The following is a 23,363-nucleotide window of genomic DNA, read 5'->3' as shown; positions in this document are numbered from 1 at the left end:
ATCAATTGTCAGGTGCGTTGGGGAAGAAAAGCTGTTGATCGGCAACCTTGTAGGCCCCGATCGCCTCCTGCCCCGCGCCTGAGAGCAGCCAGTCCGCGAAGGTCCGCGCCGCCGCGATGTTGACCGAGGGGCATTTTTCCGGGTTCACCGGGATCACGCCGTACTGGTTAAACATGTCCGCGTCGCCCTGCACCTTGATCGCGTAGTCCTGCTTGTTGGCGAAGCTGATCCAGGTCGCGCGGTCGGTCATCACGTAGGCGCCCATGCCGATGCCCGCGTTCAGCGTTGCGCCCATGCCCGAGCCGGTTTCGCGATACCACTCGCCGCTGGCCGCCGTGGGATCGACGCCGGAATCCGCCCAGAGCGCCATTTCCTTCTTGTGCGTCCCGCTGTCATCCCCGCGCGAGGCGAAGAGCGCGCTGTTCACCGCGATCTCCATCAACGCGCCCTGCACGTCATCCATGCCGTCGACATCGGCGGGATCCTCCGCCGGGCCCACGATGACGAAATCATTGTACATCAGGTCCGTGCGCTCGGTTCCGAAACCGGCGGCGACGAAGGCCTCCTCAGACGGTTTGGCGTGGACGAGCAGCACGTCTCCGTCGCAGTTTTCCGCGTTGCGGATCGCCTGCCCGGTGCCCACGGCGACCACGTTGACCTTGATGCCGGTCTGGTCCTGGAAGATCGGCAGAAGGTAGTCGTAAAGCCCGGAATTCGCCGTGGAAGTGGTCGACTGAATGATGATCGACTGGTCCTGCGCCATGGCGCTACCCGCGAAAAGCAGGGCGGCGGCGACGGCGGGTCCGAGGGTGGGTCTTGGCATGGTGATCTTTCTTTCGGTTGGTAAGTCAGACGACAATTCTGCCGTCCAGGTAGGCCCGCGCCGCATCGCACGCCGGCTCGGGGAAGAAGTCGTGCGCGGGGCTGTGCGCCGAGACGCGGCCACGGTGCAGGAAGACGACATCGTCGGCCATGCGCCGCGCCTGCCCCACGTCATGGGTGACGAAGATGATGCGCACGCCACGGTCGCGGGCCTGCGCCACGATGCCCTCGATCGCCAGCACCGACGCCGGGTCGAGGCTGGCCGTAGGCTCATCCAGCAGCAGCACATCGGGGTCGGTCGCCAGCGCGCGGGCCAGCGCCAGGCGCTGCGCCTCGCCGCCCGACAGAAGCCGCGCGGGCTGGCCCGCCTTGTGCGCCAGCCCGACATGGGCGAGCAGCCCGTCCCGGCGCGCGGGGTCCTTGCGCCGGGCCTTGAGAACAAAGTCGATATTCGCCGCGACCGAGCGGCGCAGCAGCACCGGCTTCTGGAACACCAGCGCCTGGCGCGCCGTCATCGCAGGGGCCGTGTGCCCGCCCCAGTCGATCCGCCCCGACGTCGGGGGCAGCAGCCCGTGCAGCAGCTTCAGCAGCAGGCTTTTGCCCGCCCCGTTGGGGCCCATGATCATGGTGCAGCCACGCGGGCCAAGGGTCAGCGACAGCCCGTCCAGCACCGCCGCCTCGCCAAAGCGCAGCACCAGGTCCCGCACCTCCAGCGGCGGGGGCGCGCCGCGTTGCGCGGGTCGGTGCGCCGGTTCCTTGGCCGGGGCGCCGGTCATGGACAGCACGTCAGACATAGGCCTGCCGCGCCGCCGTCATGCGCACCGATTGCACCGCCGCGTTCACCCCCAGCGAGATGACAAGCAGGATGATGCCGAGCGCCAGCGCCAGCGCCAGGTCGCCCCTCGACGTCTCCAGCGCGATCGCCGTGGTCATCACCCGCGTCATGTGATCGATGTTGCCGCCCACGATGATCACCGCCCCCACCTCGGCCACGGCGCGCCCGAACCCGGCAAGACCGACGGTCAGCAGGGAATAACGCGCGTCCCAGATCAGGGCCCGCACCGTCTGTATCCGCGTCAGGCAGAGCGAGCGGAACTGCTCGGCATATTCCGCGTGCAGATCCTCCAGCACCTGGCGCGACAGCGCCGCCACGATTGGCGCGATCAGGATCGTTTGCGCGATGATCATCGCGGTGGGCGTGTAAAGCAGCCCCAGGAACCCCAGCGGCCCCGAGCGGGACAGGTGCAAGTAGACCAGCAACCCGACGACCACGGGCGGCAGGCCCATCAGCGCGTTCATCACGATCAGCACCGCGTTGCGCCCCCGGAAACGGCCGATGGCGACCAGCGCGCCGATCGGCAGGCCGATCACGCAGGCGACCGCCGCCGCCGTCAGACTGACGCGCAGCGACAGAAGGACGATTTCCAGCAGATCCGCATCCGCGGAAAACACCAGGGCGAAGGCAAGGCCGAGGGCATCGATGATGCTTTGCATAATGTCCCACGCTTTGCATAATTTCCCGCCCTGTCGACAGCTATGCAGTTTGAGGGCGGATGTTCAAGCACGACGTGCCCCCCTGCGCGGACGCGCAGGGGCATCCGCGGCGGGGCGAGTGCCGCCGAAGGGGGGCGACACCCCCGAGCATGTCGCGAAGAAGCCGTGCGCTTAACCGGCGTTGCGCTCCGCCTCCACCGCCGGGTTGGCGGATCTCTTCCCGGGGCGCGAGAAGAAGATGACCACCACCACCGACAGCAGCAGGAAGAGCAGCGACAGCGGGCTCTTGAACAGGAAGAAGGGGTCCGCCCCGGAAACCGCGAAGGCCTGCCGCACCGCGCTTTCAAGGTTGCCCGCAAGGATGAAGGCAATCACGAAGGGCAGCGCCGGGATGCGCAGCTTGCGCATGAGGTAACCGAGGATCGCGAAGGCGAACGCGAAGTAGAACGCCTTGAAGTCGGTTTCCTGCACGTAGATCGCCGTCAGGGTCAGCAGCAATACCATTGGCAGCAGAACCTGTTTCGGCACCCGCGCCATGATCCCGCAGGCGCGCATGATGTGGCCGCCGATGATCCAGTTCAGGATGTTGGCGAACATCATCGCGGTGAACAGGCCGAAGGCGATGATCAGCTCCGGGTTCACCTCGGCCGTGGTGAAGCGAAAGACCGACGGGCCGGGGTTGAACCCGCCGATGGATTCCGCCGCCAGGATCAGGAACACCGCGCCCACGTTGCCCGGAATGCCCAGCGACAGGACCGGGATCAGGTTCGCGCCGGACACCGACGAGTTCGCCGCCTCGGTCGAGGCGATGCCTTCGGGGGTGCCCTTGCCGAAGGGGACCGGCCCCTTGTGCATCTTCTCGCCCATGGCATAGCCCAGCGTCGCCGCCAACGTAGAGCCGATCCCCGGCAGCGCGCCGATCACCGTGCCGACCACGGCGGAAACCCCGACGAACGGCATCAGCTTGCGCCGCTCGGCAAGGCTCAGGCCGTTGTCCGTCGATTGCGGCACCTCGGGGGTGGCAACGCCACTGGCGCGGCGTTCGCGGAACATGTCCTCGAAGGCGACCAATACCTCGCCCAGGATCAGCACGCCGAGGATCGCGGTGATAAGCGGCACCCCGGACTGAAGGAAATCCGTGCCCATGGTCAGGCGCGGGTAATTGTCCTGCCCGCTGGCGATGGAGGCGATGAAAAGCCCCAGGAACGCCGCGATCAGGCCCTTCATGGGCGACTGGCCGACCACGGCCGCAACGAAGCTGAGCGACAGGATGATCAGCGCCGCCTTCTCGTTGAAGCCGAGGTAGGCCTCGACCACGATGGCGAGGAAGGGCGCGCAGGTGAACAGCACGATATCCGAGAACGTATCCCCGGAGACCGAGGCGAAATGCGCCGTGCGCAGCGCCTTGCCCGCCTGCCCCTTCTGCGCCATCGGATACCCGTCCAGCGTGGTCAGCATCGCATCCGGCGTGCCGGGCGTGTTGAACAGGATCGCGGGCACCGATCCGCCCACCGTCGACCCCTTCATCACCCCGACCAGGAACCCGAGCACCGGCAGAAGTGCCTCCGGCGTGAAGCCGAAGATCGACAGCAGGATCGGCAGGGACACCGCCATCAGGAACGGCCCCGCCAGGCCCGGGGTCGCCCCGCCGACGATGCCGACAAGGAAGCCCGCGACCACCATCAGGACGGAAATCGACATCCCGATACCGAAGACGGCGAAGGCCTCGGGGCCATTGAAGAAGGCCATGACACCGGCCCAGACATACTGCAGCGGTTCCATGTCACCAATCTCCGTTGGGGGGCAGAAGCAACGTGTCGAAGGGCACGTCGAAGACGAGGATCAGAAAGCCGGTGAACAGGACGGCCGCCGCAAGGCGGCGCGCGCGCGCCCGCCCCTCGATCAGCGAGGTCAGGCCCCAGACCAGCGACACCCCGCCAAGGATGAAGCCGAGGTACTTCCAGGGGGCGGTGTCGCGCATCTGGCGATAGGTCCGCTCCGGGTCGCCGAAGATCTCCCACAGGATTGGCCCCGCCCAGAACATCAGCAGCAGGGACCCCACGACGATCAGCACAAGGGCACCAAAGAAGGCCGCCGTCGTGCCGTCGAAAACCCCGTAGGGCCTGGCCGCCGCCGGCTTGCGCCGCAGGCTCAGCACCAGTTGGACGACGGCCGCTATCAGCATGCCGCAGGCGGCGATGCTGGGCAGGAAGGCGTCGCCGATGTTGGTTTGCCGCCGGAACGTCTCGACCATGCCGGTTTCGCTGTCGCTCGGAATCCAGACGAACAGGGCCAGGGCCGAGAACAGCGCCACGAAGCTGGAAAGCAGTATTTCAGATCGCCGATCGAGCATCGGTACACTCCTGAAATTTCGGAAAAAAAGGGCGGCCGGGGCGTCGTTTCCCGGTCATATGCGGCTTGGAACCCTGTCAGGACGAGTCTTCGGGCAGTCTTGCCGCAGCGTCGTAGCCATCTTGCCTTTGGCCTGCAAGACCGCCCGCCAACTGAGGGGCGGCGGCTGTTGCGACCGGCCCCGTAACGGGTGTGTTTTCATGTACCGCCATTGTCCCCTCCCCGGAATCTGGCTTGTTTCTGCGATCAGGCCGTGAGCGGCGATGCCCCGATTGGCCCCGCCGTCCGCACCCCTGCCCGCACCTCGTTGGCCGGGATGTCGGGGCGTTCCTTTGCCTCGTTATGATTTTCCGGTCCGCTTTGTGTTTGCAGCCACCGGCAGACCATGTAGAATCGTATGCAGTAATATTGATACATTCTCAGCGAATGTGTTGAGTGCGCAACATTAGGGGCGACATGGATTTCATCGATACCAAACAGACCCGCGACAGGCTGCTTGCCCTTTCCCAACTGGAGGAAAGGCTTTCGTTCCGCATCTCGCGCCTCAGCAAGCTGGTCGATAACGACGCCAGCCGGTACCTGGCGGGATCGTCGCTGAACCTGACCTCCTACAGGATCCTCATGGTGCTGAGCATCTTCCGGGAAACCAGCGCCGCCGATCTTGCGCGGCTGATGGTGATCGATCGCGCGCAGGTCAGCCGCTCGGTCGCCGAGATGATGAAGCAGGGCTTCCTGGCGGATCGGGGGGACCCGACCAACAAGCGCCGCAAGCTGCTGCAACTGACCGAAAAGGGTCAGGCCGCGCTGGACCGCGCGCAGCCGCATTTCGCCCAGCGCCAGAAGCAGTTCCAGGACCTGCTGAGCGCCGAGGAGTTTTCCGGGCTGACCAGTGCGATCGACAAGCTCTCGCGCCTGCTGGCGCAGCTGCTCGAACACCCCGAGGCGCTGCCGAGCGCCGAGCAGGCCGGAAAACAGGCGCACGCCCAGGACGGGGAGCACTTCGGGGAACACAGGGTGGAACACGGCGGAAACTGATCTCACCGTCAGACCGGCCCATGCCGGTCAGGGTGCGCGGCGGCGATGGCGGGAACCTCGGCGCAGGCGCGCGCCACTGCGGTGATGCGCGGACAGCCGGACAGGTCAACGCCCCAGCGTTCCGCGTTGTAGACCTGCGGCACCAGGCAGATATCCGCAAGGCCGGGGGTATCGCCGTGACAGAAGCGCCCCTCGGCGGACGCAGCCAGCATCCGCTCCACCGCCGCCAGGCCGGAGGTCATGAAGTGCCGCATCCAGTCCAGCCGCGCCTGCTGCCCGCCGCCGGTCAGCGCCTCGACATGCTCGACGACCGACAGGTTGTTGACGGGGTGGATCTCCATCGCGATGGCATAGGCGGTGGCCCGCACCCGCGCGCGCGCCGCCGGATCGGCGGGAAGCAAGGCAGGCTCGGGGCGCGTCTCGTCGAGGTATTCGACGATGGCCAGGGATTGCGTCAGGCGAAGACCGTCGATCTCAAGAACCGGGACAAGGCCCTGCGGGTTGATCTGCCGGAACGCCTCTGCCCGATGGTCGCGGGCGAGCAGGTCGGTCCGCAGGCAGCGCCACGAAAGCCCCTTCAGGCCCAGCGCGATGCGCACCCGGTAGCTGGCCGAGGATCGCCAGTAGTCGTGAAGGATAATATCGCTCATGCTTCCGCACCGCCGATCAGGATCTGGCCAGCGCGTTCGACCAGCGGAACCGGGTCGAGCGCGCAGCCCGCGCCGAACCCGTCCACGCCCTTGCCCGTCTCGGCATCAAAGCCCGCCTGGTGGTTGGAGCAGCGCAGCGTCACCCCGTCGGCGGCCAGCACGTTCCCGGTCCGCCAGTCCAGCGGCAGGTACTGGTGCGGGCAGGCGTTGACGTAGCCGAGCAGCCGCCCATTCACCCGCACCAGAAGCAGCGGGAACCCGTCCAGGTCCACGCCAAGGGTCGGCGCGGTCATGTCGTCGGCGGCGCAGACCAGCGTGCCGGGCGCCGGGGCGCCGGGCATGTCCTTCCACGCGTCGCTCATGCGGGGACGCCATCCGGCGCGGGCAGGATCGTGCCCGAACAGGCGCCGAAGCCGATGCGCACGTCGCCCTCGCACCAGCCGCGCAGGGTGACGGTGTCGCCATCCTCCAGAAAGGTCCGCGTGCCCCCCTCCACCGGCAGGGGATCGCGGCCGTTCCACGTCAGTTCCAGCAGCGAGCCGAAGCTGTCCTTCGCCACCCCCGAGATGGTGCCCGAGCCGAGCAGGTCCCCCGGCTCCATCGCGCAGCCCGACAGGGTGTGATGCGCCAGCTGCTGGGCGGCGGAGTAGTACATGTACTTGTAGTTCGTCCGGCTGATCGTCGTGGCGGCCTGCCCTTGCGGTGCCAGGTCCACCTCCAACCGAATGTCGAAGTTGTTCGGCGTCTCCTCCTCAAGGTAGGGCAGCAGGGGCTTGACCCGCTCCGGCGTGGGGGCGCGGTAGGGCTCCAACGCGTCTCGGGTCACGATCCACGGGCTGATCGAGGTGCCGAAAGCCTTGGACTGGAACGGGCCGAGGGGCTGGTATTCCCACACCTGGATATCCCGCGCGGACCAGTCGTTGAGCAGGACGTAGCCGAAGATGTTGTCATAGGCCTGCGCGGTCCCGAGGGGCTGGCCCATCGGGTTGCCGGTGCCGACGATGGCGCCCAGTTCCAGCTCCATATCCAGCTTGGCCGAAGCGCCGAGGCGTGGGGCGTCGTCCTGGGGCCCCTTCAACTGCCCCAGCGGGCGGCGGATATCGGTGCCCGACACCACGACCGTCGAGGCGCGGCCATTGTAGCCGATGGGAATATGCAGCCAGTTCGGCATCAGCGCATTGTCGGGATCGCGGAACATCGTGCCGACGTTGGTCGCGTGCTCCCGGGAGGCGTAGAAATCCGTGTAACCGCGCACGAAGACCGGCATGTGCATCCGCACTGCCTTCATCGGCACGAGGGCGCGGGACACCTGCGCGCGCTCATCGCCCGTGGGCGCGTTCGCCGCGTCCAGCAGGTCGGCGATCCGGTGGCGTGTCTGGCGCCAGGTGGCCGCACCCAGCGCCATGAACGCGTTCAGCGTACCATCGGCGAACACGGCCTCGTCCCCGCCGGGCCGCAGCACGCCCTGCTCCTCAAGCGTGGTGAGGTCGAGGACCTGGCTGCCGATCGCCACGCCGATACGCACCGCGCCGCCGTCCCCGCTACCGTCGCGCGAAAACGCGCCATAGGGCAGGTTCTGGATCGGGAAATCGGTGCTGGCGTCGTTCGCCCCCTCCACCCAGGAGCGGCGGGCGGGGTCATGTGTTTCGTCAAGTCTGCTCATCAGTCTGCCTCTTGTGATTAGCCGTCGGCCCCCTTGCGAAAGCCGGGCCTGTCGCAGCGATGGCAACGGGCCCGGCTTCCGGCGATGTTGGAACCGCGGCGCGGCGCGGTCATGCCCTCAGGCGTCGGCCTTCAGCACGCCGCGCTGGATCTGGTCTTCCTCGATCGACTCGAACAGGGCCTTGAAGTTGCCCTCTCCGAAACCATCGTCGCCCTTGCGCTGGATGAACTCGAAGAAGATCGGCCCGATCACCGTCTTGGAGAAGATCTGCAGAAGAATCCGCGTGTTGCCGCCATCGACCACGCCTTCCCCGTCGATCAGGATGCCGTGCTTCATCATCCGCTCCAGCGGTTCCTCGTGGCCATGCACGCGCTTGTGGCTCATTGTGTAGTAGGTCTTGGGCGGGGCGGGCATGAAGTCGATCCCGTTGGCCGAGATCTCGTCCACCGAGTCGTAGATGTTTTCCGTCGCCACGGCGATGTGCTGGATGCCTTCGCCCTTGTATTCCTTCAGGTATTCCTCGATCTGGCTGTGCTCGTCCGCGCTTTCGTTGATCGGGATGCGGATCTTGCCGTCGGGGCTGGTCAGCGCGCGGGAAAACAGGCCGGTCTGCTTGCCCTTGATGTCGAAGTAGCGGATTTCGCGGAAGTTGAACGCCTTGGCGTAGAAGTCGTACCAGGTGCTCATGTTGCCGCGCTGCACGTTGTGCGTGAGGTGGTCGAGGTAGTAGAATCCGGCCCCCTTGGGTTTCGGGTCCGCCTCGCCCAGCCAGTCGAACTCGGCCTCGTAGCAGGAGCCCGCGTCGCCGTAGGTGTCCACGAAATAGAGCAGAGAGCCGCCGATGCCGACAACGGCGGGCACGTCCAGCGTCTTGTCGTCGCCGGTGTATTCCTCGGCCCCGTAGTCCAGCGCGCATTTCAGCGCGTGCTGTGCGTCCACAACGCGCCACGCCATCGAGGGGGCGCAGGGACCGTGATCCTCGACGAAGCGGGCGGCATGGGTGTTCGGCTCACGGTTGACGATGTAGTTGATGTCGCCCTGGCGATAGAGCGAGATGTCCTTGGTCTTGTGCCGCGCAACCTCGCTGTAGCCCATCTTCTCGAACAGCGCTTCGAGCTTGCCGGCCTCGGGGTGGGCGAACTCCACGAATTCGAAACCGTCGGTTCCGGCGACGTTCTTCTCGGTGATCTTAGCTTTCGGTGCATCATGCGGAAAGGGACCCATTGGCGTCCTCCTGTTCATGGTCGCGCTGACGTGCCCTTCACGCGACAGACAAGAACCCGGCCCGCGGGGATCGGAGGGTCCGGCGGCGATTCCGCGCATCCTCCGATCAGGTGTATTTTCCCATTTTTTATGGTGATAAGTCAACATTTAAGTTGTTATTTCCATATCCAAATCCCCTTGCGGCAGCGCCTCTCACCAGCTCAGCCAGTGCAGCCTGGCAAGGACAAACGCGCCTAGGAAAACCGTCTCGGCAACGATCAGCACAAGCGCCTGTCCGCCGACGTCAAGGATTGTGCGCAGAGATGTCTTCATGCCCACCGCCGCGATCGCGACGATCAGCGCCCAGCGCGAGATCGCGCTGACCACATCCGAAACCGCCGCCGGAACAAGGCCGAAGGAGTTGACGGCCGCAAGCCCGAGGAAGGCCCACACGAAACCCGGCACCAGCGGCGGGCGCTTGCCGCCGTCCGCGGCCTCCGCCCCGGTAGCGCGCACGACGAGCGAGATGCACAGCACCACCGGCGCCAGCATGGTCACGCGGATCAGCTTGACCAGCGTCGCCGTTTCCCCCGCCGGTTCGGACACGGAAAACCCCGCCCCGACCACCTGCGCCACGTCATGGATCGTCGCCCCGAGGAACACGCCCGTCGCAAGGTCGTCGAGCCCGGAAAGCTGCGCGATGGCGGGATAGACGACCATCGCGATGGTGCTGAGGACCGTGACCGACAGCACCGCGAAGGTCAGGTTGTCCCGCGACTGCGCGTTCTTCGGCAGAACCGCGGCGATCGCCATGGCCGCCGAGGCGCCGCAGATCGCCACCGCGCCGCCGGTCAGCATGCCGAAGCGCAGCCCGCGGCCCAGAAGGCGGGCGCCGATCAGCCCGACCCCGATGGTCAGGACCACGCCCGTGATCGTCAGCATCACCAGCGGCGCGCCCAGCTCGACCAGAAGGCCCGCGCTTATGCGCACGCCCAGCAGCGCGACGCCGATCCGCAGCACGCTGCGCGCGGCGAACTCCACCCCCTGCACGCAGGGCCCTTCTTCGGACAGGAAGTGGAAGGCGATGCCCAGCAGAAGCGCCAGCAGCATCGCCGGCGCGCCGTAGTGATCCGACAGGAACTGCGCGGCCAGCGCGATGACCAGCGCGACCAGCAGCCCCGGCAGCCTTGGCGCGATCAGCCTGCCGCCGGGAAAGCGGTTGAGGAAAGCGGCAGGGTCACGTTGGCTCATGGGGCTCTTTCCGAAGCAGGGCTTCTTGTCATATTGCATGCTGCGGCACGCAGCGCCATTCTTGGAGGCGCGGGTTTGGATTGGCGTCAGCGCAGCGGCAGACCCATCTTCTGGCCAAGGGCCTCCAGTTCCGCCAGGACGGGCCGGGCCAGCGGCACGCCCTCACGGCGCGCCTGCGCCTCGGCCTGCGCCGCGCGCTCACCGGGGATGCGTGCCGCACCGGCGTCCGCCGCCTTGTAGGTCGCCGTCCATGCGGCCATGTGCGCATCATAGGCGGGGCGCCCACCCGGTGTAAGATGCTCGGGCGAGAGCAGCAGAAAGAAGGCGTTCAACCCGCCCGAGGCGCTGGCGACCCCGCCCTCGGGGTTGAGGCTTTCAGCGTGGATCGCCCCGGCCAGGCTGGCCGAGAGGACCTCGACGATCATCGCCAGCGCCATTCCCTTGTGGCCGCCGAAAGGCAGCAGCGAGCCGCGCAGCGCGCCGTCGGGATCGGTCGTCGCCGCGCCGTCACTGTCGATTGCCCAGCCTTCGGGGATCGCCTCTCCTTCGCGGGCGGCGAGCAGGATGTTGCCCCGCGCCGCCATGCAGCAGGCCATGTCGATGACCAGCGGCGGCCCATCGGGCCGCGGCGCGGCAAGCGCCAGCGGGTTGTTCCCGATCATCGGCCGTGTCGCGCCGGGCGTGGCCATCACCGGAAGCGTGGCTTGCAGGATCAGGCAGACCGCGCCCGCCTCTGCCGCCTGCAGCGCGAACATTCCGACCGCCCCCAGGTGCGCGATGTCGCGGACCTGGCAGACAAGCGAACTGCGCCCCTCAAGCTCTGCCAGCGCCGCGTCCATCGCCTTTGGCATGGCGACCTGGCCCAGCATTCCCCCGGCGTCCACCCGCAGCGCCCCGGCGGCATCCGAGAAGCCGAGCGCGCCGGTCGCCGCGATCTCACCCGCGCTGAGCTTGTGGATATAGCTCGCCAGTCGCGAGACTCCGTGGGTCGCGAACCCCCGCGCATCCGAGCGCACCAGCAGCTGCGCGGCCAGGGCCGCATCGCTATCGGCGACGCCGCCCTTTCGCAGGATCGCGGCGGTCCAGTCCTCCAGCGCGCTCCAGCCGATGCGCTCGAAGACCGCCGTGTCGCGGTATCGCTTGCTGTCGTCGGTCTGCGGGCTGCGGGTCATGTCATCCTCCGGCGGGGTGGGTATCAGGTAAGCGCGGCAATATCGGGGTCGGTTTCGGCCAGGATCCTGAGGAACCCGTTGTCGATCCGGCTGATCGAGATCTCGGTATCCCCGTGGAGCTCGCTGGCCGTCAACCGTCCTGCGGCGGTCTGGCGCATCATGTCCATGATCCGGTCGGCGGCGCTATCGAAGTCCATCCCCTCGGTGACGATCTGCGACAGGTCGACGTCGATGTTGTCGGCCATCCGGCTGGCGGTGTCCGGGCTTCCCGTCAGCTTGATCGTGGGCGAAACCGGGTTGCCGATCGGGTTCCCGCGCCCGGTGTTGAACAGGATCATATGCGCGCCCGCCGCGCCGAGGGCGGTCGTGTTCTCGGTTCCCGGGGCCGGGGCATCCAGGAAGACGACGCCGCGCTTGCTGGGCCGTTCGCCGTTGGCGAACACCTCGTTCAGGGGCGAGGTGCCGGACTTGCGGATCGCGCCGAGGGACTTTTCCTCGGTCGTGGAAAGCCCGCCAAGGATGTTGTCCTCGCCCAGCGGCGCCATGTTCAGCCCCATGTGGTCGGCGTGTTTCTCACAGCGGGCCACCGCCGCGAGCAGCTTGGCGCGGACCTCCTCCGTGGCGGCGCGATCCGCCAGGAAATTCTCGGCGCCGATGATCTCCTCGATCTCGGACAGGATGAGCGTGGCCCCCGCGGCGCTGAGCCGGTCCGACACGACGCCCATCGCGGCATTGCCGCTGATCCCGGAGAGCGCGTCGGAGCCGCCGCATTCCAGCCCGATCACGAGGTCCGACACCAGCGCCCGCTCCAGCCGCGCCGGGCTGGCGTCGATCAGCGCGTTCAGCCGCCGCACGCCATCGGCGAAGGCGTTCAGCGTGCCGCCCTGGCCCTGCACGTCGATCCAGTCCACCGGGCGCCCGGTCTTGGCGATTTCGCCCGCGATCCGCTCGGCCGTGACATGTTCCAGCCCGACCACCAGCGCCGCCTGGCAATTGGGGTGGCTGCCGTAGTTGATCAGCGTCGTATCGTGAACGCGCTGATCCTCGCCCTTCTGGCCACGGCCATAGGCGGCGACGATCGGCACCGCGCCCCGGACCGCGCCGGCGATGCGCCGGGCCAGCGGGTTGCAGTTGTCCATCACCGCGATGACCAGCGGGAAGTTGCGGATCCCCACGCGCCCGTCGGAGCGCCGGTACCCCATGAAATGATCGAAGCTCATGCCTGGCCTCCCTGCTGCAGGTCGCCGCGAATGCGGTTGCTGGCGATATTGTGCACATGAACATGGCCGCCCGCCGGGATCGCGTCGGTCGCGACGCCTATCACGACGCCGTATTTGACAACCTCGTCCCCGGGGGCGAGCGCGCTGAGTGCGATCTTGTGGCCGAAGGGAATCTGGCAGGGGATCGTCAGCGTGACGGGCGGCCCGGCGGTGTCCGGTTGCCAGGTGGTGCCTGCGGCAATGTCCGCCGCGGCCGTGGCGACATTGTCCTTGCTGTCGACGATGATCAGGCCAGTCATGGCGGATCCCCTTGGTGTTTGGTGGTCAGGTTCCCGGCCTGTCCGGGCTCGCAACGGCGAGGGTGCCGCCCCGCCGCGCCCCGATGGGCACGGCAGGGCGATTGTCTTTCAGCGTTACTCGTCGACGTCGGCCAGAAGCCGGGTGTCGTTCTCGATCGCGCGGGCCCGGCGGGCATCCAGCTCGTCGCCCGAGATCACCCGCGCGCCGGCAAAGCTCTTGACCAGCAGCTTGTGGAGGTTGCCCTCCTCGTCGTTGACGATGCTCGCGATTGCCTCGGCCAGCGCCGCGCGCGCGTCATCCGGCACGCCCGCGGGGGCGATGATGACGAAATCGGTGCCGAAGAAGTAGGGAATCCCGAAGGCGGACAGCAGCGGGGCGTCCGGGGACACCTCCAACGGTTCCAACTCGCCCGACACCAGGTTGACGAGCTGCCCGTTGAGCACGTTCGCGCCCTGGTGCCCGCCGAGCCAGGCCATGTCGGTGTCATCGGCGATCACCGCGCCCATCGCGGCCTGGCCGCCCTGGGTCATCACCACCGTCAGGTCGATGTCATGCTCGCGCGAGATCAGGTAGACCGCGTCGCCAAGCTTCTGGGTCGGCACCGCGACCGAAAGCTCCTCACCAGCGCGGGCCGCCGCGATCACGTCACCAAGGTCGTTCCAGCCGCGATCCGCGCGGGCGACCAGGCCCATCTGCGTACCCGCCAGCGTGGTGACCATGGTCATGTCCGCCACCGCGTAGCCGGGGTTCTGCGTCACGAGTTCCTTGTAGATCAGCGGACCAAGCGGCGCCAAGGCGATGGCCGTGCCGTCGCTCGGCATGTCCGTCAGCTTCGAGGCCATCAGCCCACCGCTCTGACCGGGCAGGTTCTGGGGGCGCACCTCCCAGCCGAATTCCTCGTTCAGGCCGGAGGCGAGGAACCGCGCCATGGAATCCGACGAGCCGCCCGCGCCGAACGGGATCAGCAGGTCGATCGGACCGGGCGGGGTCCAGTCCGTATCGGCATGGGCCGGACCGGCGAATGCCAGGATAGCCGCGATCCCGGCCGCTTTCAGGAAATCAAAACTCATTTCTTCCTCCTCGTTGTTGTTCTAGGTGCCCGCTTCCAGCCAGCAGAGCGAACTGCAATTCGGGGCAATGACCGTCGGCAGATGCACCCCACGGGCGCCGTCGGGCAGCGCCACGTGAAGCGTCACCGCCTGCGTCGTGACGGCCGCCGGCGCGTTCCCGGCGAAGCGCGCGCCGCTCTGGATCACCACGTCAAGGCGGGTGCAGGCCGGCAGCTCCACCGCCGCCCGCCCGCCGGTATCGGTGACGCAGTGCGACAGGAACTCCCTGCCGCCATGCGCGCCCACGCGGTGCAACTCGACCGGCACGCCACCGGCATGCTCGCCCGTGGTTCCGTCGAGGATGTGAATGCTGAACCGGATCGTCTTGCTTTCCATTTCGATCATCCCCCCGGGGCGAAAAACGTGAATGGCGGTGCCGCCTCTTTTCAGAAACGCTAGGCAAACGCCAATTCTTGTGCAAATGCCGATGCGACCTATACTATACCGAAACGGCATGGGAGGCGGAGACGGCATGGAGTTGCGGCAGCTGAGGTATTTTCTGGCCGTTGCCACCCACGGCAGCATCAGCCAGGCCGCGCGGATGCTGAATATCGCGCAACCGGCGATCAGCCGGCAGATCCAGCAACTGGAACAAGAGCTGGGCATCACCGTCTTCGCGCGCACCGGCAGCGGCGCTGCGCTGACCGCGGACGGGGCGCGCCTGCGTGTCCTGGCGGAAAGCGTGATCCAGCGCGTCGCCCTGATCGAGGAGGAGTTCTCGCAACAATCGCCGCACGCGCGCCGGCTGAGCATCGGATTGCCCCCGGCGATCAGCAAGCTGCTGCTGGCGCGCACGGAAAGCCCGCTGACGGCCGTGCAGCGCACCGCCCTGTTGCAGTTCAGCGAAGCGCCGAGCCACCGGCTTGAGGAATGGGTCCGCTCGGGCGACATCGACTGCGCGGTTCTGACCAATCCGCCAGGAGACAACACCTTTGCCGTGGCGCCGCTGTGGGACGAGCCGCTTTTCGTCATCGGCGCGCCGGGCATGTTCACGGCGCGAAAGGTCCCGATCTCCGCCCTGGACGGGCACCGGTTCGCGCTGACCACCGAGCAGGACCGGGTCCGCCGCTACCTTCAGGGCGAGTTCGACCGCCACGGCATCAGGACCGAGATCCGCATGGAGGTCGAATCCCATTTCGCCTGCATCAACGAATGCGCCAGGGGAGAGTTGAACTCCATCCTGCCCTTCTCGGCGTTCTCGAACGACCTGCGCTCCGGGACGATCAGCGCCGCGCTGGTCGAGGGGCTGAAGATTTCCCGGATGTGGGGACGGCGGCGCTTACTGCCGGAAACGGACCCGATGATCCGCCTGCAGGCGATCATGCGTGACCGGATCGCCCCGCGTTACCTTGAGGAGATCGCGGACTTCGTCTCGGGCAAGGCCATGCCGCCCGGCTGACGCGGGACCGCGCGCAAGCTGCGGGGCGCAAAGCGTTTTTCCATGCCGCGCCGGTATGGCGTATTCGGATTCGGCATTTGATCCCTGCCGTAAGGGGACACTAGGTTCACGGGCGCTCCGGCAAGGCAGGCTCCCCCTCGCTGTCGGACCTTGTCGAAGCCATGAAAGGATCCGAAGCTTGTCAAAGGCACTGTCGGAGAATGCGCTCACCCGCCTGACGGACATCGTCGGTCCATCCGGCATCGTCAGCGGCGACGCCACCCGGCGCTACCTGGACGATCCGCGCGGAAAGCACCACGGGCAGACCGGCCTCGTGGTGAAACCGGAGTACACCGAACAGGTTGCGCAGATCGTGACCGCCTGCGGCGAGCTCGGCCTCGGAATCGTTCCCTTCGGCGCGGGGTCCGGCGGCGTGGCCGGGCACATGAGCCTCGACGACAGGCCCGTCGTGACGCTGTCGCTCGAGCGGATGGCCGCGATCCGGCAGGTGGACGCCAGGAGCAACGTGATCGTCGTCGAGGCGGGCGCGATCCTGGCGGACGTGCAGCGCGCCGCCGAGGCGGTGGGCCGCAAGGTGGGCCTGCGCCTCGCCTCGGAAGAAAGCTGCACGATTGGGGGAAACCTCGCGACGAACGCGGGCGGTGTGAACGTGCTTCGCTACGGCAGCGCAAGGGATCAATGCCTGGGGATCGAGGCGGTCATGCCCGATGGATCCGTCCTGAGTGACATCGCGACGGTCCGCAAGAACAACACCGGCTACGACCTTCGGCACCTGATGAGCGGGTCCGAGGGAACGCTGGGCATCATCACCGCCGCCGCGCTGACCCTGTTCCCCAGCACGGAAAAGGGGCTCACGGCGCTTTGCGCGGTGCCCTCGCCTGACGCGGCGCTCGACCTGCTTCACGCGCTGACGGCGCAGTTCGGAACCGTCGTGACGGCCTTTGAACTGCTGTCGCGGCTGGGCCTTTCCCTGGCGCTGAAACATATCCCGGACCTGCCGGACCCGATGGAGGAAAAGCACGACTGGTATGTCCTGCTTCAGGTGGATTCCGCCGCCGCGATCTGCGAGCTGATCGAGCAGTGGCTGGGCGAAGCATTCGAAACCGGGCTGATCCAGGATGCCGTGCTGGCCTCATCCCAGAAGCAGGCCGATGCGCTTTGGAAGCTGCGCGAGGCCGCGTATGAGTACAACCGGCTTGAGGGCGCTTTCGTCACCTCGGACACCGCCGTGCCGCTCAGCGGGATCGGGACCTTCATCGATGAAGTCGCTGCGGGGATCGCGCGGGTCGATCCGGCGCTGAGGGCCAATTTCTATGGCCATGTCGGGGATGGGAACATCCATGTGAACATCTTCCCGCCCGAAGGAACCGCGTCAAATCGCCAAGACCCCGGTCAGCAGGCGCTCGCACGCAGGCTGAGCGACCTCATCAACGAGGTGTCCGTCACCCTGGGCGGCACGATCAGCGCCGAGCATGGCATCGGGCGCAGCCGCATCGCGGATCACGAGCGCTTCGCCGATCCCACGAAACGCAGGATTCAGCAGGCGATCAAACAGGCCGTGGACCCGCGCGGCGTGATGAACCCGGGCGCGTTGTTCCGGGATTGAGGCGCGCACCGGGGCAGCCCGCCTGGCCCGCATGCGCCAAGGGTCGGTGTCAGATCCGTGGCAGCCGCCAGGTGGGGATCAGCGCGGAGCGTTCACAGAACGCGCGCGTGTCCGCGCCGGAAAACAGCCCGTCCCGGGTCACGAGGACCGTGCTCCAATCCCGCGCGGCGGCCCCGAGGATATCCGTGTGCAAGGTATCGCCGCACATGGCGATCCGTTCTGGCGCGATACCCGGCAGCGATGCCTCGACCATCTCGTAGACTTCCGCGAACGGCTTGCCGAAGAAACGGATGTCGGCCACCCCCTCATCCGCGAGCAGGTGGCCGTAGTGGCCGGGCTCCAGCGAAAAGCCGAAGTCGCGCGGGGCCACCAGGTCGGCGTTCGCGATCACGACAGGACGCGGGCGGCGGGCCAGGCTTTCGCTCAGCATCGCCTGGCGCGCCGCACTCCAGGTTTCGGTGGACAGGAATAGAAAGCCGTCGACCCCGTCATAGGCTGTCCGGTCATCCTCCAGGCGGCGGGCGGCGGCGGGAATGTCCGACAGATCGTCCGACGGCGCGGCGATGCAGCCCCAGAGCCGGTCGTCCAGACCGGCAAGCGCCGCGTCCCGGCTGGTCACGATCTCGTCCGGGTCGATCCGCATCCCCAGCTTCCTGAACTTCGCGGTGGCGGCGTCGTGGTTGTAGCTCGCGGCATTGGACAGGATCCGGATTGCGTGCCCCGACGCCCTGAGCTGATCCAGGCGGTCCGCCGCGCCCGCGATCGGGGTTTCGCCGACATTGAGCACGCCGAACGCATCGAAGACGAAGGCATCGACCCGTGGCGAGACATCCAGAAGGGAGTCCACATCGATGGTGTCCGCCCCGAACCGCGCTGACGGAAGCCTGTGCCTGACTGCTTCATACCGATCAAAGATACTCGCGACGTCGTCCATGCGGCCCCTTCGCCCTTTCCCCGAGGCTGCGCACCTTGTCCGCAGCGATACTGGGATCGTAAGGATCGATCAGGAAAATGAAAGCAAAAACGACATAACAACATTTCCAGACGCCCAGTCAGCATGGGCAAAATCTTAGATCATTGTTATTTATGACATTTTAATGACGAAAAATCAGGGCCGGCGACGAAAATTCTGAAAATCACAGGATTTTTGTTGTTTTGTGGCTTTTTTCCGATATCGTTCCGACAGTGGGGTGAGGAATCCGATGGCATCCAAATCGATCAGACGACGCGACCTGATCCAGCAGGTTGTCCAGGAACGCGGAGGGGTGAGCGTGGGGGCGCTGGCGGAAATGCTTGGCGTGTCGACGCAGACCATCCGGCGCGACCTCGACATCCTGTGCGACGGGGGCAGCCTGCATCGCGCCCACGGGCGAATCGAACTGGCCGAGGATCACCTGAACACCCCTTTCGAGCAGCGCGCGGGCACCAACCTGGTCGGCAAGCGCGCCATCGCCGAAGTGGCCGCCGCGCAGATCCCGGATGGCGCCACGCTGTTCATTTCCATCGGCTCGACCGTTCTCAGCGTCGCGCGCGCGTTGCACCGGCGCAAGGAACTGACCGTCATCACCAACAACCTCAGCGTCGCCATGTCGCTGAGCGAGGAAGTCTCCAACAGGATCATCGTTCCGGGCGGCGAGATCCGCCTGCCCGACCGGGATTTCATCGGCGAGGAGGTCGTGGATTTCTTCGCCCGCTACCGCGCCGAATTCGCGATCTTCGGAACGGCCGGGATCGATGCAGACGGCGGGCTGTTGGAGTTCCACCGCGCCGAGGTGCGCGTGTCCGAGCGCATGCGACGGAACGCGCAGAAGTCCATCCTTCTGATCGACCGCAGCAAGTTCGGCCGCCACGCCCCGGCAGCGGGCGGCAACGTCTCCGAGGTCGACCTCGTGATCTGCGACCGCCCCCCGCCGCCAGAATTTTCCGAGCTCGTCGACGGGCTTGGCCAACACATCGTATTTGCAGAGGACGCGGACTGACCATGGCCGATCCCTTCGTTCACGTAGACAACGTCGCCAAGCGCTGGAACGGGCAGCTCGGGGTCGAGGGCGTTTCGCTGTCGATCCCGCGCGGCTCCTTCGTAGCACTTCTCGGGCCTTCGGGCTGCGGGAAGTCGACCACGCTCAGGCTGCTTTCCGGGCTGGAACTGCCGGACGAGGGGACGATCTCGATCGACGGTCAGAACGTGACCACCGCCGCGCCATCGGAGCGGAACCTGTCGATGGTGTTCCAGTCCTACGCCCTGTTCCCGCATCTGAACGTGGCCGAGAATGTCGTCTTCGGGCTGAAGGTACGCCGGGTCAGCGCCGCTGAGCGCAAGGAAAAGCTGCATCGCGCTTTGGAGATCACCGGCCTGCTCGGCTACGAGGCCCGCAAACCGGGTGAGCTGTCCGGCGGGCAGCGCCAGCGCGTAGCCCTGGCCCGCGCCATCGTGGCGAACAAGCCGCTGTGCCTGATGGACGAACCGCTGTCGAACCTCGACGCGAAGCTGCGCGCCTCGGTCCGCAAGGACATCAAGAAGCTTCAGATCGACCTGGGCATCACCGTCGTCTACGTCACCCACGACCAGACCGAGGCGATGAGCATGGCCGATATGGTCGTGCTGATGAAGGACGGGCGCATCCAGCAGACCGGCACGCCCGAGGACTTGTACTACCGCCCCGCCAACACCTTCGTGGCCGAGTTCGTGGGCGCGCCGCCCATGGCGCTGATCGAAGGATCGGCGCTGCCGGGGTTCGGCGATACCCCCACAATCGGCCTCAGGGCGGAAAGCGTGCGCGTGGCCGAAAGCGGCGCCGGGCGGCTGACCTGCAAGGTCACCGAATGCGAGTTCCTGGGCTCGGAAACCTTCATCGGCCTGTCACACCCCGCTGCTAACGGTCTGACCGTCAGCATGCCGGGGCTGAAACACATCCCGTCCGGAGACGACCTGGAAATCACCTTCGACGACGAGGATCTGCATTTCTTCGATGCGGCGGGCCAGCGCCTTGCGCGTCAAGTCGGGGCCCCCGCGGCATGAGGGAACGGCGATTTGCAACAACCAAACGGGAGAAGATCATGACCTCTTTCAAGAAACTAGGGCTGGCCGCCGTATCGGCCGTAGCACTTGCCGCACCCGCGGCGGCACAAACCGAACTGACGATGTACTACCCCATCGCCGTCGGCGGCGCGCTGACCGAAGTGGTGGACGGCATCGTCGCCGATTTCGAGGCGGAGAACCCCGACATCAAGGTGACCGCGATCTATTCCGGCAACTACGATGACACCCGCGTGCGCGCCCTGTCGGCGCTGGCCTCCGGCGAACCCGCGCAGCTTGCGGTGATGTTCTCCATCGACGCCTATGACCTGATCGAGCAGGACCTGATCGTGCCCTTCGAGGATATCGAAGGCGTAGATCAGGCCTGGCTGGACAGCTTCTATCCCGCGCTGATGGCCAACAGCCGCGTCGAGGGCAAGACATGGGGCATCCCGTTCCAGCGCTCGACCATCGTGGCTTATTACAACAAGGACATGTTCCGCGAAGCCGGACTTGACCCCGAGGCCCCCCCGGCGACCTGGGACGAGATGGTCGAAATGGGCAAGGCGCTGACCAAGGACGACACCTACGGGCTGATGATCCCGTCCACGGGCTATCCCTACTGGATGTTCCAGGCGCTGGCGATCCAGAACGGCAAGGAACTCATGTCGGATGACGGCCTGACCACCTATTTCGACGATCCCGCTGTCGTGGAAACGCTGGAATTCTGGAAGTCCCTGTCCACCGAGCATGGCATCATGCCCGAGGGCACCGTGGAATGGGGCACCCTGCGCCAGGCCTTCCTGGAAGGGCAGACCGCGATGATGTGGCATTCGACCGGTAACCTGACGGCGGTGAAGAACAACGCCAGCTTCGACTTCGGCGTCGCCGAGCTGCCCGCCAACGTGCGCCCCGGCTCACCCACGGGCGGCGGCAACTTCTACGTCTTCAAGGAAACCACGGAAGAAGAGCGCGCAGCGGCCATGCAGCTGATCGAGTTCATGACCGCGCCCGAGCAGGCAGCCGCCTGGTCAATCGCCACGGGCTACATGGGCGTTTCGCCCGCCGCCTACGAGACGGAGGCGCTGAAAGCCTACACCGCCGAGTTCCCGCCGGCACTGGTTGCCCGCAACCAGCTTGAGAACGCCGTTGCCGAATTCTCGACCTTCGAGACGGCGCGCGTGCGCGACGGGCTGAACAACGCCATCCAGGCGGCGCTGACCGGCGCGAAGTCCCCGGCCGACGCGCTGGCGGAAGCCCAGGAAGCCGCCGTGCGGCTGCTGCGCGACTACCAGTAAGCGCGAAGACACCATCTGGCCTGCGCCCGGAAACGCCCGGGCGCAGGCAAACCAAAAGGCGAAAGGCCGGGACATGGCGGAACATGTGAACCTCGAACGGCGCAGGCAGGCGATCTATGGCTGGCTGCTTCTGACGCCCGCCGCGATCCTGCTGACGACCTTTGCCTTTTACCCCTCGATGGCGACACTGTGGACGAGCCTGTTCAGCCGCGGCACGCGCCGCCGCCCAAGCGAGTTCGTGGGGTCCGAGAATTACACCGACCTGTTCGCAGATCCGACGTTCTGGAAAGTGGTCACGAACAACCTGATCTACGCAGGCGCGACGATCCCGATCTCCATCGCGATCGCGCTTGGCATGGCGCTCTGGGCCAATTCCAAGATCCCTGCGCGCGGCTTCGTGCGCACCGCCTATTTCACGCCCACGGTCCTGCCGATGATCGCCGCGGCGAACCTGTGGCTGTTCTTCTACACGCCGGGGCTTGGTGTGCTGGACCAGATCGGCAGCCTGTTCGGCCTGCCCTCGGTCAACTGGCTGGGCCAGCCCGAAACCGCGCTCTGGGCCGTCATCATCGTGACGATCTGGAAGGAGGCGGGCTTTTTCATGATCTTCTACCTTGCCGCGCTGCAAACCATTCCCGAGGACCTGAAGGAAGCCGCCGATATCGAAGGCGCCAGCCGCTGGACCTATACCCGGCGCATCGTGTTCCCGCTGCTGATGCCCACGACGCTGTTCATCATGGTCAACGCGCTGATCAACTCGGTGAAGCTGATCGACCACCTGTTCATCCTGACGAAGGGAGGGCCGAACGACGCCTCGAAGCTGATCCTCTACTACATCTGGGAAATGGCCTTCGCCTTCTTCGACGCGCCCCAGGCGGCCGCGATGACGATCATGGTGCTGCTGGTGCTGGGGATCGTCGCGGCGATCAAGTTCTCGTACCTCGACAAACGGACGCATTACCAATGAGAGCCCTCTCCCGCCATATCGAGACGCTGGGCGCGCTGCTGCTTGCCGTCATCTGGATCTCCCCTCTGGTCTTCGCCTTCTGGGCGGCGTTCCATACCACGTCGGACGCGGTCAACTTCAACGTCACCGCGGCCTGGACGCTGGACAACTTCCGCACCGCCTGGGATGGCGCGCCCTGGCTCAGGTATTTTCTGAACACCTTCGTGCTGGTCACCGTCATCCTGATCGGCCAGTTCGTGATCACCACGCTTGCGGGTTTCGCCTTTGCCAAGGTGCAGTTCCCGGGGCGGGATTTCGTGTTCATCCTGGTGCTGATGCAGCTTTTCATCCTGCCCGAGGTGCTGATCGTCGAGAACTACGCCATGGTCTCTCGCTTGGGGCTGTTCGACTCGATCCTCGGCGTGGGGATGCCCTACATGGCCTCGGCCTTCGGCATCTTCCTCATGCGCCAGGCCTTCAAGGGCGTGCCGATCGAGCTGCACGAGGCCGCCCGGGTTGAGGGCTGCGGTTGGTTCGGCATCCTGTGGCGGGTCTATGTCCCGCTCGCCCGGCCCACGTACCTGGCCTATGCGCTGGTTTCCGTCTCGACCCACTGGAACAACTTCCTGTGGCCGCTGATCGTCACGAACTCGCCGGATACGCGGCCCCTGACCGTGGGACTGTCGATCTTCGGCGCGCCTGAGAACGGGGTGGATATCTCGGTCATTTCTGCCGCGACGATGATGTCGGTCGCGCCGCTGCTGATCGCCTTCCTCGTGTTCCAGCGCCAGTTCGTGCAGGCCTTCCTGCGGGCCGGGATCAAGTAG

24 protein-coding genes are annotated in these 23,363 nt (G+C 66.3%); 8 read left to right on the top strand and 16 right to left on the bottom strand.

The window, feature by feature from the left end; genetic code table 11:
* Position 1: 1 nt before the first annotated feature.
* From DJ029_RS08835 to DJ029_RS08815, 5 genes are all read right to left on the bottom strand, one after another.
* On the bottom strand, positions 2-823 hold the full coding sequence (locus DJ029_RS08835; RefSeq protein ID WP_112322072.1) for an ABC transporter substrate-binding protein: 822 nt from the start codon (positions 821-823) through the stop codon (positions 2-4).
* Between the two features lie 25 nt (positions 824-848).
* Entirely contained in the window at positions 849-1,616 is a 768-nt protein-coding gene (locus tag DJ029_RS08830) for an ATP-binding cassette domain-containing protein (RefSeq protein ID WP_232823023.1), read from the bottom strand.
* Positions 1,609-2,316, bottom strand: coding sequence for an ABC transporter permease (locus DJ029_RS08825; protein ID WP_112322071.1), 708 nt, complete (start codon positions 2,314-2,316; stop codon positions 1,609-1,611). Before DJ029_RS08825 ends, DJ029_RS08830 begins: the two co-directional genes overlap by 8 nt.
* A 171-nt stretch (positions 2,317-2,487) precedes the next feature.
* On the bottom strand, positions 2,488-4,098 hold the full coding sequence (locus DJ029_RS08820) for a tripartite tricarboxylate transporter permease (RefSeq protein ID WP_112322070.1): 1,611 nt from the start codon (positions 4,096-4,098) through the stop codon (positions 2,488-2,490).
* A gap of 1 nt (position 4,099) precedes the next feature.
* Positions 4,100-4,669 (bottom strand): hypothetical protein, encoded by a 570-nt coding sequence (locus DJ029_RS08815; protein ID WP_112322069.1) that lies wholly within the window; start codon positions 4,667-4,669, stop codon positions 4,100-4,102.
* A 455-nt stretch (positions 4,670-5,124) separates the two neighbouring features.
* Between DJ029_RS08815 and DJ029_RS08810 the strand changes: the two genes are divergently transcribed.
* Positions 5,125-5,703 carry a MarR family winged helix-turn-helix transcriptional regulator gene (locus DJ029_RS08810; RefSeq protein ID WP_112322068.1) on the top strand — a complete coding sequence of 193 codons (579 nt, stop codon included), beginning with the start codon at positions 5,125-5,127 and terminating at the stop codon, positions 5,701-5,703.
* Between the two features lie 8 nt (positions 5,704-5,711).
* Here the strand turns inward: DJ029_RS08810 and maiA are convergent, their stop codons facing one another.
* The 10 genes from maiA to DJ029_RS08760 all read right to left on the bottom strand — a co-directional run bounded on the left by maiA (position 5,712) and on the right by DJ029_RS08760 (position 14,607).
* Entirely contained in the window at positions 5,712-6,353 is a 642-nt protein-coding gene (gene maiA / locus DJ029_RS08805; RefSeq protein WP_112322067.1) for a maleylacetoacetate isomerase, read from the bottom strand.
* Positions 6,350-6,715, bottom strand: coding sequence for a Rieske (2Fe-2S) protein (locus DJ029_RS08800; RefSeq protein WP_112322066.1), 366 nt, complete (start codon positions 6,713-6,715; stop codon positions 6,350-6,352). Before DJ029_RS08800 ends, maiA begins: the two co-directional genes overlap by 4 nt.
* The gene (gene fahA, locus DJ029_RS08795) at positions 6,712-8,016 is read right to left on the bottom strand and encodes a fumarylacetoacetase (RefSeq protein WP_112322065.1); all 1,305 of its coding nucleotides are present in this window, start codon (positions 8,014-8,016) and stop codon (positions 6,712-6,714) included. The genes DJ029_RS08800 and fahA overlap by 4 nt, the downstream gene beginning before the upstream one ends.
* A gap of 117 nt (positions 8,017-8,133) precedes the next feature.
* The gene (hppD, locus tag DJ029_RS08790; protein WP_112322064.1) at positions 8,134-9,240 is read right to left on the bottom strand and encodes a 4-hydroxyphenylpyruvate dioxygenase; all 1,107 of its coding nucleotides are present in this window, start codon (positions 9,238-9,240) and stop codon (positions 8,134-8,136) included.
* Positions 9,241-9,432: 192 nt separating this feature from the next.
* Positions 9,433-10,470: a YeiH family protein gene (locus tag DJ029_RS08785; protein ID WP_112322063.1), complete on the bottom strand. Its 1,038-nt coding sequence runs from the start codon at positions 10,468-10,470 to the stop codon at positions 9,433-9,435.
* An 86-nt stretch (positions 10,471-10,556) separates the two neighbouring features.
* Positions 10,557-11,642, bottom strand: a complete 1,086-nt coding sequence (locus DJ029_RS08780) for an Ldh family oxidoreductase (RefSeq protein ID WP_112322062.1) — start codon at positions 11,640-11,642, stop codon at positions 10,557-10,559.
* A 23-nt stretch (positions 11,643-11,665) separates the two neighbouring features.
* On the bottom strand, positions 11,666-12,862 hold the full coding sequence (locus tag DJ029_RS08775) for a UxaA family hydrolase (RefSeq protein WP_112322061.1): 1,197 nt from the start codon (positions 12,860-12,862) through the stop codon (positions 11,666-11,668).
* Positions 12,859-13,161 carry a UxaA family hydrolase gene (locus DJ029_RS08770; RefSeq protein WP_112322060.1) on the bottom strand — a complete coding sequence of 101 codons (303 nt, stop codon included), beginning with the start codon at positions 13,159-13,161 and terminating at the stop codon, positions 12,859-12,861. The genes DJ029_RS08775 and DJ029_RS08770 overlap by 4 nt, the downstream gene beginning before the upstream one ends.
* A gap of 114 nt (positions 13,162-13,275) precedes the next feature.
* Complete coding sequence (locus DJ029_RS08765) at positions 13,276-14,232, bottom strand: Bug family tripartite tricarboxylate transporter substrate binding protein (RefSeq protein WP_112322059.1); 957 nt, start codon at positions 14,230-14,232, stop codon at positions 13,276-13,278.
* Positions 14,233-14,253: 21 nt separating this feature from the next.
* On the bottom strand, positions 14,254-14,607 hold the full coding sequence (locus DJ029_RS08760) for a peptidase associated/transthyretin-like domain-containing protein (RefSeq protein WP_157966321.1): 354 nt from the start codon (positions 14,605-14,607) through the stop codon (positions 14,254-14,256).
* Positions 14,608-14,743: 136 nt separating this feature from the next.
* On the opposite strand from DJ029_RS08760, the gene DJ029_RS08755 reads away from it, so the two are divergent.
* On the top strand, positions 14,744-15,670 hold the full coding sequence (locus DJ029_RS08755) for a LysR family transcriptional regulator (protein ID WP_198671101.1): 927 nt from the start codon (positions 14,744-14,746) through the stop codon (positions 15,668-15,670).
* A gap of 178 nt (positions 15,671-15,848) precedes the next feature.
* Positions 15,849-17,276 (top strand): FAD-binding oxidoreductase, encoded by a 1,428-nt coding sequence (locus DJ029_RS08750; RefSeq protein WP_198671100.1) that lies wholly within the window; start codon positions 15,849-15,851, stop codon positions 17,274-17,276.
* 49 nt (positions 17,277-17,325) lie between these two features.
* Here DJ029_RS08750 and DJ029_RS08745 read toward each other — a convergent pair whose 3' ends face one another.
* The gene (locus tag DJ029_RS08745) at positions 17,326-18,210 is read right to left on the bottom strand and encodes an HAD-IIA family hydrolase (RefSeq protein WP_112322055.1); all 885 of its coding nucleotides are present in this window, start codon (positions 18,208-18,210) and stop codon (positions 17,326-17,328) included.
* 268 nt (positions 18,211-18,478) lie between these two features.
* Here DJ029_RS08745 and DJ029_RS08740 point away from each other — a divergent pair, with 268 nt between their 5' ends.
* The 5 genes from DJ029_RS08740 (at position 18,479) to DJ029_RS08720 (ending at position 23,363) form a co-directional block, all read left to right on the top strand.
* The gene (locus DJ029_RS08740; RefSeq protein WP_112322054.1) at positions 18,479-19,255 is read left to right on the top strand and encodes a DeoR/GlpR family DNA-binding transcription regulator; all 777 of its coding nucleotides are present in this window, start codon (positions 18,479-18,481) and stop codon (positions 19,253-19,255) included.
* A 2-nt stretch (positions 19,256-19,257) separates the two neighbouring features.
* Complete coding sequence (locus DJ029_RS08735; protein ID WP_112322053.1) at positions 19,258-20,295, top strand: ABC transporter ATP-binding protein; 1,038 nt, start codon at positions 19,258-19,260, stop codon at positions 20,293-20,295.
* Positions 20,296-20,333: 38 nt separating this feature from the next.
* A complete protein-coding gene (locus DJ029_RS08730) occupies positions 20,334-21,590 on the top strand; it encodes an ABC transporter substrate-binding protein (protein WP_112322052.1) in 1,257 nt (418 codons plus the stop codon).
* Between the two features lie 73 nt (positions 21,591-21,663).
* Positions 21,664-22,557 (top strand): carbohydrate ABC transporter permease, encoded by an 894-nt coding sequence (locus tag DJ029_RS08725; protein WP_112322051.1) that lies wholly within the window; start codon positions 21,664-21,666, stop codon positions 22,555-22,557.
* The gene (locus DJ029_RS08720; protein WP_112322050.1) at positions 22,554-23,363 is read left to right on the top strand and encodes a carbohydrate ABC transporter permease; all 810 of its coding nucleotides are present in this window, start codon (positions 22,554-22,556) and stop codon (positions 23,361-23,363) included. Before DJ029_RS08725 ends, DJ029_RS08720 begins: the two co-directional genes overlap by 4 nt.

Origin of the sequence: Oceanibium sediminis (assembly GCF_003265325.1) — a bacterium.
In the GTDB taxonomy this organism is placed as follows: Bacteria; Pseudomonadota; Alphaproteobacteria; order Rhodobacterales; family Rhodobacteraceae; genus Halovulum; species Halovulum sediminis.
Note: the sequence above shows the minus strand (reverse complement) of the source record. Positions and strands in the feature narration are given on the sequence as shown.

Bases quoted from the DNA above. Each gene is read 5' to 3' on its own strand.
- maiA (WP_112322067.1), bottom strand. From the start codon at position 6,353: ATGAGCGATATTATCCTTCACGACTACTGGCGATCCTCGGCCAGCTAC.
- fahA (WP_112322065.1), bottom strand. From the start codon at position 8,016: ATGAGCAGACTTGACGAAACACATGACCCCGCCCGCCGCTCCTGGGTG.
- DJ029_RS08815 (WP_112322069.1), bottom strand. From the start codon at position 4,669: ATGCTCGATCGGCGATCTGAAATACTGCTTTCCAGCTTCGTGGCGCTG.
- DJ029_RS08800 (WP_112322066.1), bottom strand. From the start codon at position 6,715: ATGAGCGACGCGTGGAAGGACATGCCCGGCGCCCCGGCGCCCGGCACG.
- DJ029_RS08835 (WP_112322072.1), bottom strand. From the start codon at position 823: ATGCCAAGACCCACCCTCGGACCCGCCGTCGCCGCCGCCCTGCTTTTC.
- DJ029_RS08740 (WP_112322054.1), top strand. From the start codon at position 18,479: ATGGCATCCAAATCGATCAGACGACGCGACCTGATCCAGCAGGTTGTC.
- DJ029_RS08770 (WP_112322060.1), bottom strand. From the start codon at position 13,161: ATGACTGGCCTGATCATCGTCGACAGCAAGGACAATGTCGCCACGGCC.
- DJ029_RS08775 (WP_112322061.1), bottom strand. From the start codon at position 12,862: ATGAGCTTCGATCATTTCATGGGGTACCGGCGCTCCGACGGGCGCGTG.
- DJ029_RS08830 (WP_232823023.1), bottom strand. From the start codon at position 1,616: ATGTCTGACGTGCTGTCCATGACCGGCGCCCCGGCCAAGGAACCGGCG.
- DJ029_RS08825 (WP_112322071.1), bottom strand. From the start codon at position 2,316: ATGCAAAGCATCATCGATGCCCTCGGCCTTGCCTTCGCCCTGGTGTTT.
- DJ029_RS08720 (WP_112322050.1), top strand. From the start codon at position 22,554: ATGAGAGCCCTCTCCCGCCATATCGAGACGCTGGGCGCGCTGCTGCTT.
- DJ029_RS08760 (WP_157966321.1), bottom strand. From the start codon at position 14,607: ATGGAAAGCAAGACGATCCGGTTCAGCATTCACATCCTCGACGGAACC.
- DJ029_RS08725 (WP_112322051.1), top strand. From the start codon at position 21,664: ATGGCGGAACATGTGAACCTCGAACGGCGCAGGCAGGCGATCTATGGC.
- hppD (WP_112322064.1), bottom strand. From the start codon at position 9,240: ATGGGTCCCTTTCCGCATGATGCACCGAAAGCTAAGATCACCGAGAAG.
- DJ029_RS08745 (WP_112322055.1), bottom strand. From the start codon at position 18,210: ATGGACGACGTCGCGAGTATCTTTGATCGGTATGAAGCAGTCAGGCAC.
- DJ029_RS08810 (WP_112322068.1), top strand. From the start codon at position 5,125: ATGGATTTCATCGATACCAAACAGACCCGCGACAGGCTGCTTGCCCTT.
- DJ029_RS08730 (WP_112322052.1), top strand. From the start codon at position 20,334: ATGACCTCTTTCAAGAAACTAGGGCTGGCCGCCGTATCGGCCGTAGCA.
- DJ029_RS08755 (WP_198671101.1), top strand. From the start codon at position 14,744: ATGGAGTTGCGGCAGCTGAGGTATTTTCTGGCCGTTGCCACCCACGGC.
- DJ029_RS08820 (WP_112322070.1), bottom strand. From the start codon at position 4,098: ATGGAACCGCTGCAGTATGTCTGGGCCGGTGTCATGGCCTTCTTCAAT.
- DJ029_RS08785 (WP_112322063.1), bottom strand. From the start codon at position 10,470: ATGAGCCAACGTGACCCTGCCGCTTTCCTCAACCGCTTTCCCGGCGGC.
- DJ029_RS08735 (WP_112322053.1), top strand. From the start codon at position 19,258: ATGGCCGATCCCTTCGTTCACGTAGACAACGTCGCCAAGCGCTGGAAC.
- DJ029_RS08765 (WP_112322059.1), bottom strand. From the start codon at position 14,232: ATGAGTTTTGATTTCCTGAAAGCGGCCGGGATCGCGGCTATCCTGGCA.
- DJ029_RS08780 (WP_112322062.1), bottom strand. From the start codon at position 11,642: ATGACCCGCAGCCCGCAGACCGACGACAGCAAGCGATACCGCGACACG.